A 14670-nucleotide genomic window follows, 5' to 3' on the forward strand; every position below is an offset into this window, starting at 1 on the left:
GGTCTTCACGGACGCCGTCGAGCGCCCCCTAGGCTGTCCCCTCAGTGACTCCTTTCGACTCCTCCTCCGCCCTCAACGTCTGGCGCGCCCTGCTCGCTCTCGCCGTCGTGTTCGTGCTGCTCGCGACCACCGGCTGGACCGCAGTACGACATCAGCGCGGTCCGGGCGAGCCCAAGGAGGCGGCGATCGCCGCCTGGGACAAGGCCCGGATCGGCACGCACGCGCTGCCCGACCCCGACTCGCCGCCGGCGAGACTGGCCGGATTCTTCGCCTCCATCGGCAAGCGGAAAGCGGCGGAACTGGCGGAGCGTCACCCCCTCGTCGTGGGCAACCTCAACGGCGCGCCGGTCACGTTGCGCTACCGCGCCAACCGGATCGCGCTCGCGCAGGCCCGCCAGGTCGAGGCGTGGCGGATGGACGACCCCAGGCTCTCCGCCGACGGCAGGAGTGAGGCGGTCAGGCGGATGCACCGGTTCGAGTCGATGCTCCGCCCCGGTCGGCAGATCCTCGCCTTCGACCCGTCCGGCAAGGGCCGCGCCGCCGAGGTCTTCGGCGATCTCGACCACGCCCGGCGGGTCTCTGTGATCGTCCCCGGTGTCGACACCAACCTCCTCACGTTCGAGAAGACCACGCGCAAGTACACGGCCCCGGTAGGGATGGGCCAGTCGCTGTACGACGCCGAGCGGGCGGCTTCACCGGCCACCCGTACCGCGGTCATCGCCTGGGCCGACTACACCTCACCGGCCGGTGTGGGTCTCGACGCATCGACCGGCAGGCTCGCCGTGACCGGCGCAGAACGGCTGGTGGCGCTGGCCGGGTCGCTGCCGGGCTCCGCCAGGGTGTCGCTCTTCTGCCACAGCTACGGCTCGGTGGTGTGCGGGGTCGCCGCCCGCGAACTGCCCGGCCGGGTCGGCGATGTGGCGGTCGCCGCCAGCCCCGGCATGCGCGCGCAGAGCGCGGCGCAGCTGGACACGGACGCCCGGGTGTGGGCGATGCGGGACAGCGACGACTGGATCCAGGACGTGCCGAACCTGGAGGTCGGCGGGCTGGGCCACGGCGCGGATCCGGTCGCTCCGGACTTCGGTGCGCGGGTGCTGTCCGCGGCCGGTGCCGTCGGCCATGCCGGCTATTTCGAGCCGGGTACGGAGAGCCTGTCCAACTTCGCGCAGATAGGCGTCGGTTCGTACGACACGGTGACCTGCGCGGACGGCGACGCGGACTGCCGCAGCGGAATTTACGGCGCGGCGGACCTCTGACGCGCACAGCGGCGGGCGAGGGGGCGTACGGCGGTGTTTCCTCCGAGGGGCGACGCGCGGGCGCACGCCGCCTACGATGAGGCACATGGGTGATGTGCTGGCCGGAATTCATGCCACCTGGGAGTTCGAACCGGACGCTGTACTCATCCGCTTCACACGGGGGACCCGCGGAGCGCCGAAGCTGTTCCACGCGCTGGGCGAACGTCGCATCCCCCTGGAAGCGCTGGAGTCGGTGGCCCTCTCCCCGGGCAAACGCGGCACGGTCGTGCTGCACGCGGTGCCGAGACCGGGCGCCGATCCGCTGATGGACGCGGCCTCGGGCCAGCTGAAGGAAGGCTGCGACCCGTACCGGCTCGTGCTGCCCGCCGAGCGCGAGACGCTCGCCGAGTACTACGCGGACGAGCTGCGCGCCGTACTCCCCGGTGGGAAGACCGCGCCCGCCGCCTCGTACCTGGTGTCGTCGGTGGCGACGCCACTGCAGTTCAAGGCGTATGACGGAAAAGCGACGTTCGACGGGGACAAGGTGTCGTTCCGCTGGTTCTGGACGGGCGCCTCGTCCGCGAAGTGGAAGGCGGGCGACCAGACCTTCGCCGTCTCCGAGCTGGCCGGGGTCGAATGGCGCTCCCCCGACGTCCTCGACGGACATCTGCGCCTGCTGCGGCGCGCGGGCGACCTGGCGGCGGACGCCCCGCAGCCCGCACAGGCCGACCAGGACCCCGCGGCGGTCGTCTTCGGGCTCGGCTACGGCCCGGTGCACGAGTCCCTGCCGTTCGCCGCGGCGGTCCTGGAGGCGGTCCAGGGCGCGTCGTCGGCCTCTGCGCCCCGGCCCGCGCCCCATGACCCCGCCGGTGTCGCCGAGCGGATGCGGCATCTGGGAGAGCTGCACAGCGCGGGGCTGGTGACGGACGAGGAGTTCTCGGCGAAGAAGGCGGAACTGCTGGCCGAGTTGTAGGGCCCGGAGGCTGTCCGCGGTGTCATACCCCGGTATGACACCGCATCCGGCCCCTCGGTACGACGCCCGGGGCCGGACCTGCCGCCTACGCTGAGCAGGCCATGTCCCGTACCCCGAACCCCCCTTCCTCCGCCCCGTCGGCCGACCTGCGCCGGTATGTGCGTGACGCCCTGCACGGCCTCGGGCATCCCTCGCACCCGCCCACCGCGCTGCTCGCCAGGTCCCCGAAGCGATGGCGGCGCAGAGCCCCGTACGTCGTCGTGCTCGCGCTCACCGCCATCCTGCTCCCGGTGACGGTCAACATCCTCACCAACGACTACGGGATGAACGCCGCACTGGCCGGGGCACTGGCCACCGGATCCGCGGCGCCCCTGCTGATGATCGCCCACCGACCGCTGCAGGCCTGGTGGATCGTCTTCCCGGTCGACATCGTCTGCGCCCTGAACCTCGGGGGCCTGCCGGTCCACCCCCACACCATCTGGCCGTGGCCGCCACCGGTCGTTCTCGGCTATCTCTTCCTCATGGTGGCCCTGGCGCTGCGCGAACCGCGCCGCACACTGGTCACGGTCTGGCTGCTGACCGGCGCGGCCGGGTTCGTGCTGCGACTGTCCGCGCCGGACCACAGCAACGGCAGCGACGTGCTGCTCTTCGTACTGAGCGCAGTGGCCCTGTTCATCGGCGGAGCGCTGCGCGAACGCGGCGACGTGCAGCGGAAGCTGGCCGAGCAGGAGACGATCAGCGAGGCGGAGCGTGCCCAGCGCACACTGCTCGAGGAGCGAGCACGCATCGCCCGCGAGCTGCACGATGTGGTGGCACACCATATGTCGGTGATCACGGTGCAGGCCGACTCGGCGCCGTACCGGATCACCGGGCTGCCGGAGGCCGCGCAGCAGGAATTCGCGACGATCGCGTCGAGCGCGCGGGAGTCGCTCGCGGAAATGCGGCGGCTGCTCGCCGTGCTGCGCAGCGACGGCTCGGAGGGCGAACGGGCGCCACAGCCGGGACTCGACCGGGTCCAGCAGCTGGTGGAGGCGACCGTACGGGCCGGGGTGCCCGCCCAGTTGTCCCTCCCGGCAGAACGGGGCGAGGTGCCGGGGGCCGTGGATCTCTCGGCGTACCGCATCGTGCAGGAGGCACTGGCGAACGTGGTGCGGCACGCGCCGGGAGCGGCGACCCGGGTGTCGGTGACGGCGGGCGACGACCACATGACGGTGCTGGTGGTCAACGGCCCCGCGGCAGAGCCGGTTTCACCGCTGGAGACCACCGGGACCGGGCACGGCCTGGTGGGGATGCGTGAGCGCGTACGGTTGACCGGCGGCACCCTGGACACCGGTCCGCTGCCGGACGGCGGCTTCCGGGTCGCCGCGCGCATGCCGCTGACGACCGTGAAGGACCCCCGTTGACCATCCGCGTGAACATCGTCGACGACCAGGCCATGGTGCGCGCCGGGTTCGCCGCGCTGCTCGCCGCGCAGGCGGACATCGACGTCGTCGGCGAGGCCCCGGACGGGCGACAGGGCGTCGCGGTCGCCCGCGCCACACAGCCGGACGTGGTCCTCATGGACGTACGGATGCCCGAGCTCGACGGGCTCGCGGCCGCGCGCGAGATCCTGTCGCCGCCGCCGGGTGCGGTCCATGTGCCGAAGGTGCTGATGCTGACCACCTTCGACGTGGACGACTACGTCTACGAAGCCCTGCGCGCGGGCGCGTCGGGCTTCCTGCTGAAGGACGCCCCGCCGGCCGACCTGATCTCGGCGGTGCGCGTGGTCGCGTCGGGCGAGGCCCTGCTTGCCCCCTCGGTCACCCGCCGCCTCATCGCCGACTTCGCCGCCCAGCGCCCCGCCCCACGCAGGAACCGCGCGACACCCCGCCCGGGCGGGCTCACCCCGCGCGAGACCGAGGTCCTGGAGCTGATCGCCTGCGGCCTGTCCAACCAGGAGATCGCCGAGCGGCTGGTCGTGGCCGAACAGACGGTCAAGACCCATGTCGGCCGCGTCCTCGCGAAGTTGGCCCTGCGGGACCGGGCGCAGGCGGTGATCTTCGCGTACGAGTCCGGGCTGGTGACCCCGGGCGACCGGTAGCCTCCGGCGGTTCCGGGTGGTGTTGCCGGTGCCGTGTGGGTCGGCCTGCCTGCCTGTCTGTCTACTTGCCTGCCTGTCTGTCTGTCTGTCTGTCTGTCTTGTCAGGCGACGGCTGTGGGCAGGGCGACACCGGTGAGGATCTCGGCTTCCGACCACAGGCGGGCGTTGATCGTGGGGTCGAGGGCGCGTCGGGTCACCCGTGCGGTGGTGGTGGGGCCGACGAGGCCGAACCGTCCGCCCGGTCCGTAGTAGCCCCCGGCGACGGCGTCGGGACTGGTTGCGGCGTACAGCAGCGGTTCTGCTCCCTGCTCGGGCTCCTGAGAAGGAAGGAAGTCGAGCGAGGTGAGCAGGGAGCGCTTCGGCTTGTCCCGTCCGAGGCTCGCGCCGGCCGTCTGGAGGTTGGTGCGGGTGTAGCCGGGGTGGGCGCCGGTGCTCAGCAGGCGCCAGCCACGCTCGGCGGCGACGGCGGCGAGGTGGCGCGTCAGCATGAGGTCGGCGAGCTTGGACTGGGCGTACGCGAGGTTGGGGCTGTAGCGGCCCCGTTCCCACTGGAGGTCGTCGAAGTGGATACGGCCGTAGTTGGCGGTGCCGCTGCTCATGGTGGCCACGCGGGGTGCGTCGGCGGCGAGGAGCACGGGGAGCAGTCGCACGGTGAGCGCGAACGGACCGAGGAAGTTGCTGCCGAGCTGCAGTTCGAAGCCGTCGGCCGTGGTCATGCGGGTGGGCGGGGCCATGACCCCGGCGTTGTTGAGGAGCAGGTCGACGGGGGTGCCGTCGGCGATGAGCGCGTCGGCGAACCCCGCGACCGAGCCGAGATCGGCCAGGTCGATCCGGCGTACCTCGATCGTCGCGTGCGGGTGCTGCGCCAGGATCTCGGCGCGGGCCTGCTCGCCCTTTGCGACGGTACGGACGGCCATCACGACCCGCGCTCCGGCAGCGGCGAAACCGCTGGGAGGTGCCCCACCACCTCGCGATGCGTCCCCTCCGCCCTCCGGGCCCGGGAGACCATGCATCTGACGCTGCGGACCGACCCTCGAAGGTCGCCGGACAGGTACTACGCGCTCTCCGGCGCCCGACGGGCGTCCGCGTAATAGCTGATCTTGTGGTCGAGGACGGCGAGCGTGTCCTGGAGCTCCGCGACCCGGGTGAGCACGTCCCTGCGCGTCGCCTCCAGCAGTTCCTGCCGCTCCCCGAGCGTGTGGGCGCCCTCGCGCACCAGCTCCGCGTACCGGACCATGTGCGCGACCGGCATCCCGGTAAGGCGCAGCTTTCCGACGAAGTCCAGCCATTCCAGGTCGCGGTTGCGAAAGCGCCGCTGGCCGGTGTGGGACCGGTCGATGTGCGGCATCAGCCCGATCCGCTCGTACCAGCGCAGGGTGTGCGCACTGAGCCCGGTCCAGGCGGCGACCTCGCTGATCGTGTAGTGGTCCTGTCCCTCCGGCCGCGGATGGGAGGGGGGCGCGGACACGCAGATGTCGGTTGTCGCGGATGTGGTCTCCAGCACCGTCATGACCTCCACGCTATGACGTTGGAGTGCACTCCAGGCAAGCGAACAACCACGCGGCCGACCATGTGAGGTCGTACTTTAAGGTCGTAGACATGCAGAGCCTGGCGTTGACCGAGAACTGGCCCGTCCCCACCGCGGCCGCCGCCGTCGTCCGAGCGGACGGCACCGTCGCCGGGGCGCACGGCCCCACCGCGCACCGCTTCCCGCTGGCCTCGGTCACCAAGCCGCTCGCCGCGTACGCCGCGCTCGTCGCCTACGAGGAGGGCGCGGTCGAGCTCGACGAGCCGGCCGGACCCGAGGGCTCCACCGTCCGCCATCTGCTGGCGCACACCAGCGGTCTCGCCTTCGACGAGCACCGGGCGACGGCCGCGCCCGGCACCCGCAGGCTGTACTCGAACGCGGGTTTCGAGGTGCTGGGCGACCACATCACGAAGGCGACCGGCATCCCGTTCGCGGAGTATCTGCGGCAGGCCGTGCTGGAGCCCCTGGGCATGACGTCCACGTCTCTCGAGGGCTCGCCCGCCAGGGACGGTGTGTCGACGGTCGACGACCTGGTGAAGTTCGCCGCCGAGGTGCAGGCGCCGCGGCTGCTCGATGCCCGGACCGTCCTCGAGGCGATGTCCGTGGTCCACCCCGGGCTTTCGGGAATCCTGCCGGGCTACGGCCACCAGAAGCCCAACGACTGGGGCCTCGGATTCGAGATCCGCGACTCCAAGTCCCCGCACTGGACGGGAGCCACGTCCTCGCCCCGTACGTTCGGGCACTTCGGCCAGTCCGGCACCTTCCTGTGGATCGACCCCGACGCACGGGCGGCCTGTGTGGCGCTGACCGACCGGGCCTTCGGGCCGTGGGCGGTCGAGGCCTGGCCGCAGTTCACCGACGCGGTACTGGCCGAGCTGCGACGCGGCTGACCTGTCCGGCTCGTCGGCCTTGGGCAGGCCGGCTCACCGCCCGCCCCTCCGGCAGCCCGCTCACCGCCCGTCGGGCGTGCGCGTCGGGGGCGGTTGTGTGTCAGCGCCGGCGTCGGCGCCGTCGCTGTCGCCGACGTCGCACGCGGCCGGCGACAGCGTCATGTCCGGCCCCTTCAGGCTCACCACGACCTGCCCGGCGGGGTCCTCGGCGTAGGCGACCGTGCAGATCAGCTGTCGCAGCCCGGTCGCTCCGAGGCCGCCGAGCTCGACCGGAACGACGGCCTCCACCTCTCCCCCTGCGGACGGGGTGACCTGCAGCAGGCCATCGGGCGGGAACGGGGGCAGCCCGCTGGTGAGTCCGGCGGCGCGCTCGCCCTCCACCGGGCCGGCGAACAGCGCGGCGAGGGTCTTCTCGGTCGACACGACCGGTGGGCCGGAACTCTCGGGCTTGAGGAACTCACCGTTGCCGAGGCCGGCCTCGCTCGAAGCGCCCATGGGCCGGGCCACCGGCCTCAGTTCACCTCCGGGCGAGGGGAAGAAGAGCAGCATCCGGTCGCCCCGTGAGGGGAAGACCTGGATGGTGGCGGGGCCGCCGGCCTCGATCACATCGGTCTCCTGGATGCCGCAGCCGGTGAGCAGCAGTGTGGCGAGCACCCCCGCCGCGGCGGACCGCGGAAGCCTCATGCCCTCGCCTCCCCCGCGCCCGTCGTGCCCCCCGTGTCCTCCGGATCCTCTGTGCCCCTCGTGCCCCCCGTGTCCCCCGTGTCCCCCGTGTCCCTTTGCCACAGCGGCATCTCGACGGTGAAGACCGCACCGGTCCCGGCGGGACCGTTCGCCGCGCGCACCGTGCCGCCGTGCAGCTTGACGTTCTCCTGGGTGATCGCCAGTCCGAGACCGCTGCCCGCAGAGCGGGTACGGGCGGCGTCGGCCTTGTAGAAACGGTCGAAGATGTGCGGAAGCACCTCGGGCCGTATGCCGGGTCCGCTGTCGGCGACCTCGGTGACCAGCACGGGCGGGCCGCCGGCACGCGCCTCGGTGCGCAGCCGTACGGTGACGGGCGCGCCACCGTGCCGCAGTGCGTTGCCGACGAGGTTGGCGACGACGAGGTCGAAGCGCCGCGGGTCGAGGCGGACCCGGATGCCGTCGGGCAGTTCGGTGCGGACCTGGTCGGTCCAGTGCCGGCTCTGGAGGGTCTTGCGGATGGTTTCTGCCGCGTCGATCTCATCGGTGTTCAGCTCGGCCGCGCGCGCGTCGAAACGGGATATCTCCATGAGGTCCTCGACCAGCACGGCGAGCTTTCCGGTCTCTGCGCTGATCAGCCGGACCGCCTTCGCGGTGTCGGGGTCCAGGTGGTCGGCGTCCTCGTCGAGAACCTCGGTGACCGCGAGCATCCCGGCGAGCGGGGTGCGCAGTTCGTGCGAGACGTCGGAGGCGAAGCGGCGGGCGCGCGCCTCTGCCTGCTGGAGCTCGTCCACCGACCGTTCGAGTTCGCCCGCCGATTCGTTGGACGTACGGGCCAGATCGGCGAGTTCGTCGCTGCCCCTGACGCGGATGCGGGTGTCGAGGCGGCCGGTGCCCATGCTGCGGGCGGCCTGTCGCAGCTCGCGGACCGGGCGCAGCACGCTGCGCGCGGCGATCAGCGCGGGTACGAGGGCGATGGCGAGGCCGGGCAGGGCGCCGTCACGGGCGGCCGTGACCAGGGCATCGACATTGGTCTGTTCGTCGTTCATCCGCATCACGGCGTAGAGGACGAGTCCGGTGGGAAGCGTGCCGCCGACACCGACCTTGAAGACGGTGGGGATGGCGATGGTCAGATACGGCTCGCCGTCCTTGACGACCCGCTCGAAGGTGCCGTTCGGCCTGGCCAGGGCGGCGCGGCGCAGTTCGGGAGTGATCACGGTGGAGGTGGCGCTGGTGCCGGAGGAGACGTGGAGCGATCCGTACTCGGCGAAGACCACCCAGGGGTGGGGCTTGCCCTTGCGGGCGACATCACGCAGTACTTCCTGCAGCGAGTCGCGCTCGACGGGCAGGGCGACGCCGAGCTGCTGGACCTGGTCGCGGAAGGACGACACCGCGGTGTCCTGGGCGGTCTCGAGGAGGGCGTTGCGTGCCTCGCGGTAGGTCAGGGCCGAGGTGGTCCCCGCGCTGACGAAGGCGACCAGCAGGAAGGCGAGGACGAGGCGGGTGCGCAGCCCGAACGCGGCGATGCGCCGGGGGCTGCGGTTGCCCCTCACAGCGGCCCGAAGCGGTAGCCGAAGCCCCGCAGGGTCTGGATGTAGCGGGGGCTGCCGGCCTCGTCCTCGATCTTGTTGCGCAGCCGCCGGACGCAGGCGTCGACCAGCCGCGCGTCGCCGTGGTAGCTGTGCTCCCAGACGTGCTCCAGCAGTTGCTGACGGCTGAACACCTGCTCCGGGGCGGCGGAGAGATGGAGCAGCAGCTTCAGCTCGGAGGGGGCGAGGGCGAGACGCCGGCCGGATTTGGCGACGGTCAGTCCCGCCCGGTCGATGGCGAGTTCGCCGTGGACCTCGACGGTGGGCCGCCCGCCGCCCGGCTCCTCGATGCGGCGCAGCACGGCCCGGATGCGGGCCTCGATCACTTCGGTGCGGGCCGGCTTGACGATGTAGTCGTCCGCGCCCGCCTCCAGCCCGACGACGACGTCGAAGTCGTCGCCGCGTGCCGTGAGCATGATGATCGGCAACTGGCTGCTCTCGCGGATCCGGCGGCAGACCTGGACTCCGTTCATGCCGGGCAGCATCAGGTCCAGCAGCACCAGGTCGGGCACGAACCCGTCGAGCGCGGCCAGTCCTGCCTCACCGGTTGCGGCGCAGCGCACCTCGTGGCCGCGGCGGCGCAGGCCGAGCTCGACCCCTTCGCGTACGGAGGGGTCGTCCTCGACGAGGAGCACGCGGGGCATCGGCAGTCTCCCAAGGGTGTGGTCAGCGCCGGGCCAGGCGGGGGCGGGCGGCGGAAAGCAGATCGGTCAGTTCGGCGAGACGCAGCGGGCGGGCGAGCAGGGCGAAGGTCAGCACGATCACCAGCGCACCGGCGGTGGTCGCCGCCGCGGCGCCGAGCGGGGCGGTACCGCGGGCCGCGAGGTGTCCGAGCGCGGCGGCGGGAAGCGCGGCGAGCAACAGCCGGGCGTGGGCGGCGACGGCTCCGGAGCGCCACGGCCGCGGCGCCGCGAGCCGGCGGCCGAGCACGTGGCCCGTCACCAGCCATCCCACGCACAGCGCCAGCGAGTACGCCCCGGCCATTCCGGTCACGGCCCAGCGGGCCGGGAGCAGCAGGTACGCGGTTGTCGACAGGCCCGCGTTGAGGCCCACGATCACCAGATTGAGCAGGAAGGGGGTGCGGGTGTCGGAGAGCGCGTAGAAGCTGCGGGAGAGGACGTACTGTCCGGAGAAGGCGATGAGTCCGGGCGCGAAGGCCATCAGGGTGCCCGCCATCAGCGCGGTGGCGTCGGCGTCGCTCTTGCCGTATCCGTAGACGAGGCTCGTCACCGGCTGCGCGAGCGCGAGGAGCATGCAGGCGGCGGGAACGACGGCCGCCGCACTGCTGCGCAGGGCATAGGACACATCGCGCCGTATGCCCGCCGTGTCGCCGTCGGCCGCGGCTGCGCTCATACGCGGCAGCAGCGCGGTGACCAGCGAGACCGTGACGATGCCGTGCGGGACGGCCCAGAGCACATAGGCGTTGTTGTACGCGCTGAAGCCCGCGCCACCGTCGATGCCGCCGTGCTCCGCCTGCGCGCCCGCCGCGGTCGCGAGCCGGGTCGTGACCCAGTACGCGAACTGGTTGGTGAGGACGAGCAGCACCAGCCATCCGGCCGACCGCAACGGCCGGGTGAGCCCGCTGCCGCGCCAGTCGAAGCGGGGCCGCCAGCGGAAGCGGGCGGCGCGCAGCGAGGGGACGAGGGCGAGGGCCTGGACGGCGATCCCGGCGGTGGTGCCCCAGCCGAGCAGCATGGTCTCGGCGGGGGTGAGCGTGTCCGCGTCGCCCGTGGCGTACGTCACCAGGTAGAGGCCGAAGACCGCTATGACGACGACGTTGTTGAGGACCGGTGTCCACATCATGGCGCCGAACCTGCCGCGCGCGTTGAGCACCTGACCGAGCAGGGTGAACAGGCCCAGGAAGAAGATCTGCGGCAGGCAGTAGCGGGCGAACGCGACCGTCATCTCGGCCTGCTCGCCCGTGTAGTCGGTGTACGCGCCGACGATCGCGGGCGCCGCCCAGACGGCGGCTGCGGTGATCGCCAGCAGGGCGACCACGCAGACGGTGAGCAGCCGGTCGGTGTACGCGGCGCCGCCGTCCTTGTGTTCCTTGGCCGCCTTGACCAGCTCGGGTACGAAGACGGCGTTCAGCGCCCCGCCGAGGAGCAGCATGTAGACGATCGTCGGTACGGAGTTCCCGACGCCGTACCCGTCGGCGGCCATCCCGAGGCCGAGCGCCGCGGCGACCACCGCGGAGCGGACGAACCCGGTCGCGCGGGACACGAGGGACCCGGCGGCCATGACGGCACCGCTGCGTGCCACGGACGGCGCGGCGTCCTTCGCCCGGTTCTCGTCGGCGGCCGGGGCGCCGACGGTGGCCGTGCTCACAGGTCTCGAGCTCACCGGCGGGCCAGATACGCCTGGAAGGCGCGGTACAGCGTGTGGTTGGCGGTGCCTGCCAAGGGTCTCTCCCACTCCCCGAGGGTCTCCACGACATGCCCGCCGGTGCCGAGCTTCCAGCGCAGCAGCCCGTACGCACGTTCGTCCGGGTCGAGTGTGGAGGGTACCCCGCGCATGTCGTACATGTCGGCCCCGAGGGCGTGGGCGTCGAGCAACATCCGCCACTGCAGGGCGTTGGAGGGCCGGACCTCCCGGCGGTGATCGGCGGAGGCACCGGTCTGGTACCAGACCCGGCGGCCCACCGTGATCATCGTGTGGGCGGCCAGGATCTCGCCCTCGTGGCGGGCGAGATACAGCTTCATCCGGCCCGGCTCCTCGGCGTTCAGGGCCGCGTACTGACGCTCGTAGTACGAGAGCGTGCGGCCGAGCCGGAAGCCGTCGCGCTCTTCGGTGATCCGGAGCAGCCGGTAGAACTCGGGAAGTTCGGCCGCGCTGCCGACGACGACCTCGACGCCCGCTTTCTGGGCGCGGCGGACGTTGCGGCGCCACTCCTGGTTGAGGCCGGCCCACAGGTCGTCGGCGGTGCGTCCGGCGAGCGGCACATGGAAGACATGACGGGGCTGTGCGTCGGCGTCGTCCCCGGCGCCGCCGTCGCCGCACCGGCGCCAGCCACGGGCCCGCAGCCGGTCGCCGACCGCCGTGCCGAGCGGGTCGACCTCGCTGGCGAGGACGTCGGTCAGCCGCCGGCCGGGGCCGGTCACCGACTTGAGCAGGGCGGCGTTCCAGCGGCGGTACGCGGGCGAGGGGCCGATGCGTACGGCGAAGGCGCCCGCCGCGCGCAGATGGTCCAGCAGCGGGGTGAGCCAGCCGTCGATGTCCGGGTCCGCCCAGTCGGCGACCGGCCCTTCTGGGAGGTACGCGAAGAACTTGCGGGTGCCGGGGAACTGCCGCAGCAGTACGAGCGCGACGCCGCGCAGCCGTCCGCTCTCCGGGTCCTGGCCCCATCCGAGCAGTTGCGCCCGCCAGCCCTCCTTGACCTGCGCCCAGGACGGGCACTGCAGAAAACCGGCACCGAGGGCCGTGCCTGCCTCGGAGGCCAGGAAGGCCCGGTAGGCCTGGGGCGTGATGGGTGCCAGGCGGGTTTCCCTGCCCTGGTGGTGGTGCTGGCCGCGGCCGGCCGGCACGAGCAGTGCTGACACAGTGTGAGCCTTCCTTCCGCCCCGTGCTGTCGCGGGGACGCCGCCGATGCTCACAGCCGTGCGTGACCGCCCCGAGCGGCGTATGTGACCGGACCATGACCGTTCCGCTGCAGTCGCCGTCATGTCGGCCCAGGGCCTCTCACCTGCGTTTTTCCCGCCCTAGAGTCACCGTCGTCTCCCTTTTCGCGGTCCTTGCCGCAGCCCTTCGCCGCGGTCGTCGTCGCGGTCCGCTGTCCGCTGTCCGCTGTCCCCTATGGAGGTTCCGTTGAGCCACATACGTGTGCGTCTCGCCGCCACGGCGGTCCTGCTGACCCCGCTGATGGCCTGTTCGTCCGGCACCGACGCCCCCGCGGGGGCCGATGCCAAGGGCGGTGCGGCCTCGGACGACCGCCCCGCGACCGTCACCGTCACACCGCGTGGGAAGCAGGCCGGAGCGGGTCGGCCCGTCAAGGTCACCGCAGCGGGTGGCAGCCTCACCTCGGTGGCCGTCACCGACGCCGACGGGCACCGGCTCACGGGCAAGGTCTCGGCCGACGGCACGACCTGGACCTCGTCCCGCAAGGTGGCGCCCGGCACGGCGTACACGGTCACCGCGGCGACCCGTACCAAGGGCGGCACCACCGGCACCGCCAAGACGTCCTTCGCCACCGCGGAGGCGGACAAGGTGAACAAGGTCGACTGGCGTCCGGGCACCGGCACGACCGTCGGCATCGCCCAGCCCGTCTCCCTCGTCTTCGACAGCCCCGTCACGAACAAGGCGGAGGTCGAGCGGCAGCTGAAGGTCTCCACCACGAACGGCACCGAGGGGTCGTGGGGCTGGATGAAGGACTGGTCGGGCAAGGACCGCGTGGACTGGCGACCGAAGGAGTACTGGCGGCCGGGCACCCGCGTCACCCTGAACGCCGAGCTGGGCGGCACGGACTCGGGCGACGGCGGCTGGTTCGTACGCGACTACACGACCACCTTCACCATCGGCGCGCGGCAGATCGTCAAGGTCGACCTCGACAGCCACCGGCTCACCCTGGAGCGCGACGGCAAGGTGGTGCGGCAGATCCCGGTCTCCGGCGGCACTCCGGGCGGGGACAAGCGCTCCTGGCGCGGCACGGCGGTGCTGATGGCCAAGGAGGGCACCATCAACATGAACTCCGAGACCGTGGGCCTCGGCGACGCCTACGACAAGATGGTCAACTACTCGATGCGGCTGACCTGGTCGGGGATGTACGCGCACGCGGCGCCGTGGAACGCCCGCTGGTTCGGCAACGCCAACCGCAGTTCGGGCTGCATCGGGATGAGCGACGCCGACGCCGCGTGGTTCTACGGGCAGGTGCGGCCGGGCGACCCGTTCGAGACCAAGGGCGCGGACACCAAGGGCACGGTGGCTCCGGCCAACGGCTTCGGCGAGTGGAATCTGCCGTGGACCCAGTGGCGGGAGAAGAGCGCCCTGCGCTGAACGGCGCCGGCCTCAGCCCGACAGCTCCCACATCAGCACCTCCGCGGCCGCGGCGGCGGCGAGTTCGAGACCCTCCGCCTCCGTGATCCGCACCGCGTCCCCGGGCCCGAGTTCCTCACCCGCCAGCCGCACGACCCCCCTGACCACATGCACGTATACGAAGGGCGCGTCCGGGACGGCGGTCCGCTCGTCCGCCGCGAGACGCCGGACGTGCAGCATCGCTCCCGCCTCCGGCACCGCGTACGGCGTCGAGTCGGCGATCCCGCGCACGGTCTCGTACGACGGCTCGCCTCCCGGGTCCTTCGGCGCGAGCCACATCTGCACGAACGTGAGCGGTGCCTCGCCGTCGTTGCGCTCGATGTGCCGCACCCCGCCCGCCGAGCTCAGCCGCTGAACGTCCCCCGGCCGTACGACGGTGGCGTGCCCGGCCGTGTCCCGGTGGGTCAGCTCGCCCTCCACCACCCAGGTCACGATCTCGGTGTGGCTGTGCGGGTGCTCGTCGAACCCGGCGCCCGGCGCGAGCCGCTCCTCGTTGCACGCCAGGATCGCACCGAAGCGCAGATTGTCCGGATCGTAGAACCGTCCGAAGGAGAAAGCGTGAAGCGACTCGATACCGGCGGTCTCGTCCCCACCCCGGTAGCGCCCTCCGGCGCGCCGTACGGAAATCACGCCTCTACGGTAGAGCCCCGCGGGGGCGGCCGAAGG

Annotated in this window: 14 protein-coding genes; 6 read left to right on the forward strand and 8 right to left on the reverse strand. The window is 72.2% G+C overall.

The genetic code is table 11. The annotated features are described in order from the left end of the window. Positions 1–44: 44 nt before the first annotated feature. The 4 genes from ACFU5O_RS01830 to ACFU5O_RS01845 all read left to right on the forward strand — a co-directional run bounded on the left by ACFU5O_RS01830 (position 45) and on the right by ACFU5O_RS01845 (position 4288). Positions 45–1256, forward strand: a complete 1212-nt coding sequence (locus ACFU5O_RS01830; protein WP_384235075.1) for an alpha/beta hydrolase — start codon at positions 45–47, stop codon at positions 1254–1256. A gap of 85 nt (positions 1257–1341) precedes the next feature. After that, positions 1342–2208: a DUF4429 domain-containing protein gene (locus ACFU5O_RS01835; protein WP_384235077.1), complete on the forward strand. Its 867-nt coding sequence runs from the start codon at positions 1342–1344 to the stop codon at positions 2206–2208. 101 nt (positions 2209–2309) lie between these two features. After that, a complete protein-coding gene (locus ACFU5O_RS01840) occupies positions 2310–3611 on the forward strand; it encodes a sensor histidine kinase (RefSeq protein WP_384235078.1) in 1302 nt (433 codons plus the stop codon). Continuing rightward, on the forward strand, positions 3608–4288 hold the full coding sequence (locus ACFU5O_RS01845; protein WP_384235081.1) for a response regulator: 681 nt from the start codon (positions 3608–3610) through the stop codon (positions 4286–4288). The genes ACFU5O_RS01840 and ACFU5O_RS01845 overlap by 4 nt, the downstream gene beginning before the upstream one ends. 101 nt (positions 4289–4389) lie before the next feature. On the opposite strand, the gene ACFU5O_RS01850 is transcribed toward ACFU5O_RS01845, so the two are convergent. Both ACFU5O_RS01850 and ACFU5O_RS01855 read right to left on the reverse strand, forming a co-directional pair. Next, positions 4390–5301, reverse strand: coding sequence for an SDR family oxidoreductase (locus tag ACFU5O_RS01850; RefSeq protein ID WP_384235083.1), 912 nt, complete (start codon positions 5299–5301; stop codon positions 4390–4392). Between the two features lie 41 nt (positions 5302–5342). After that, positions 5343–5798, reverse strand: a complete 456-nt coding sequence (locus tag ACFU5O_RS01855) for a MerR family transcriptional regulator (RefSeq protein WP_384235086.1) — start codon at positions 5796–5798, stop codon at positions 5343–5345. Between the two features lie 89 nt (positions 5799–5887). Here ACFU5O_RS01855 and ACFU5O_RS01860 point away from each other — a divergent pair, with 89 nt between their 5' ends. Further along, positions 5888–6706 (forward strand): serine hydrolase domain-containing protein, encoded by an 819-nt coding sequence (locus ACFU5O_RS01860; RefSeq protein WP_384235089.1) that lies wholly within the window; start codon positions 5888–5890, stop codon positions 6704–6706. A 60-nt stretch (positions 6707–6766) separates the two neighbouring features. On the opposite strand, the gene ACFU5O_RS01865 is transcribed toward ACFU5O_RS01860, so the two are convergent. From ACFU5O_RS01865 to ACFU5O_RS01885, 5 genes are read right to left on the reverse strand one after another with little or no spacing between them, the layout of a single operon-like run. After that, entirely contained in the window at positions 6767–7390 is a 624-nt protein-coding gene (locus ACFU5O_RS01865) for a hypothetical protein (protein ID WP_384235092.1), read from the reverse strand. Further along, complete coding sequence (locus ACFU5O_RS01870) at positions 7387–8940, reverse strand: sensor histidine kinase (RefSeq protein ID WP_384235095.1); 1554 nt, start codon at positions 8938–8940, stop codon at positions 7387–7389. Before ACFU5O_RS01870 ends, ACFU5O_RS01865 begins: the two co-directional genes overlap by 4 nt. Then, positions 8937–9620: a response regulator gene (locus ACFU5O_RS01875; RefSeq protein WP_384235098.1), complete on the reverse strand. Its 684-nt coding sequence runs from the start codon at positions 9618–9620 to the stop codon at positions 8937–8939. The genes ACFU5O_RS01870 and ACFU5O_RS01875 overlap by 4 nt, the downstream gene beginning before the upstream one ends. 22 nt (positions 9621–9642) lie before the next feature. Continuing rightward, entirely contained in the window at positions 9643–11304 is a 1662-nt protein-coding gene (gene murJ / locus ACFU5O_RS01880) for a murein biosynthesis integral membrane protein MurJ (RefSeq protein ID WP_384235101.1), read from the reverse strand. Positions 11305–11315: 11 nt separating this feature from the next. Continuing rightward, the gene (locus tag ACFU5O_RS01885) at positions 11316–12515 is read right to left on the reverse strand and encodes a lipid II:glycine glycyltransferase FemX (protein ID WP_384235104.1); all 1200 of its coding nucleotides are present in this window, start codon (positions 12513–12515) and stop codon (positions 11316–11318) included. Positions 12516–12768: 253 nt separating this feature from the next. On the opposite strand from ACFU5O_RS01885, the gene ACFU5O_RS01890 reads away from it, so the two are divergent. After that, positions 12769–13965, forward strand: a complete 1197-nt coding sequence (locus ACFU5O_RS01890; RefSeq protein WP_384235105.1) for an Ig-like domain-containing protein — start codon at positions 12769–12771, stop codon at positions 13963–13965. 12 nt (positions 13966–13977) lie between these two features. Here ACFU5O_RS01890 and ACFU5O_RS01895 read toward each other — a convergent pair whose 3' ends face one another. After that, the gene (locus tag ACFU5O_RS01895) at positions 13978–14634 is read right to left on the reverse strand and encodes a pirin family protein (RefSeq protein ID WP_384235108.1); all 657 of its coding nucleotides are present in this window, start codon (positions 14632–14634) and stop codon (positions 13978–13980) included. Positions 14635–14670: the final 36 nt, after the last annotated feature.

The organism is Streptomyces sp. NPDC057445, from assembly GCF_042802855.1.
Lineage (GTDB): Bacteria > Actinomycetota > Actinomycetes > Streptomycetales > Streptomycetaceae > Streptomyces.